Raw genomic sequence first — 1,043 nt, forward strand, 5'->3', positions numbered from 1 at the left:
GTCGTGACTGCGTGCCTTTTGAAGAATGAGCCTGCGAGTTTGCGGTGTGTTGCGAGGTTAACCCGTGTGGGGAAGCCGTAGCGAAAGCGAGTCCGAACAGGGCGATTCAGTAGCGCGCTCAAGACCCGAAGCGGAGTGATCTAGCCATGGGCAGGTTGAAGCGGAGGTAAGACTTCGTGGAGGACCGAACCCACCAGGGTTGAAAACCTGGGGGATGACCTGTGGTTAGGGGTGAAAGGCCAATCAAACTCCGTGATAGCTGGTTCTCCCCGAAATGCATTTAGGTGCAGCGTCGTGTGTTTCTTGCCGGAGGTAGAGCACTGGATAGGCGATGGGCCCTACCGGGTTACTGACCTTAGCCAAACTCCGAATGCCGGTAAGTGAGAGCGCGGCAGTGAGACTGTGGGGGATAAGCTCCATGGTCGAGAGGGAAACAGCCCAGAGCATCGACTAAGGCCCCTAAGCGTACGCTAAGTGGGAAAGGATGTGGAGTCGCAGAGACAACCAGGAGGTTGGCTTAGAAGCAGCCACCCTTGAAAGAGTGCGTAATAGCTCACTGGTCTAGTGATTCCGCGCCGACAATGTAGCGGGGCTCAAGCGTACCGCCGAAGTCGTGTCATTCATACAATAGGGCCAACGCCTGTATGGATGGGTAGGGGAGCGTCGTGTGCCGGGTGAAGCCGCAGCGGAAGCTAGTGGTGGACGGTTCACGAGTGAGAATGCAGGCATGAGTAGCGATACACACGTGAGAAACGTGTGCGCCGATTGACTAAGGGTTCCTGGGTCAAGCTGATCTGCCCAGGGTAAGTCGGGACCTAAGGCGAGGCCGACAGGCGTAGTCGATGGATAACCGGTTGATATTCCGGTACCCGCTGTGAAGCGTCAAACATCGAGCATCGTGATGCTAAGGCCGTGAAGCCGTTCCGGACCCTTCGGGGAATGGAAAGTGGTGGAGCCGCCGGCCCAAGCGGTTAGTAGGTGAGTGATGGGGTGACGCAGGAAGGTAGTCCAGCCCGGGCGGTGGTTGTCCCGGGGTAAGGGTG

At 57.6% G+C, this 1,043-nt stretch carries 1 rRNA gene; it reads left to right on the forward strand.

Annotated elements, in window-relative coordinates:
- Positions 1–1,043: ribosomal RNA gene (locus tag ACWDEW_RS48835) — 23S ribosomal RNA — on the forward strand; the annotation flags it as partial.

Source organism: Streptomyces sp. NPDC001100 (genome assembly GCF_053598575.1).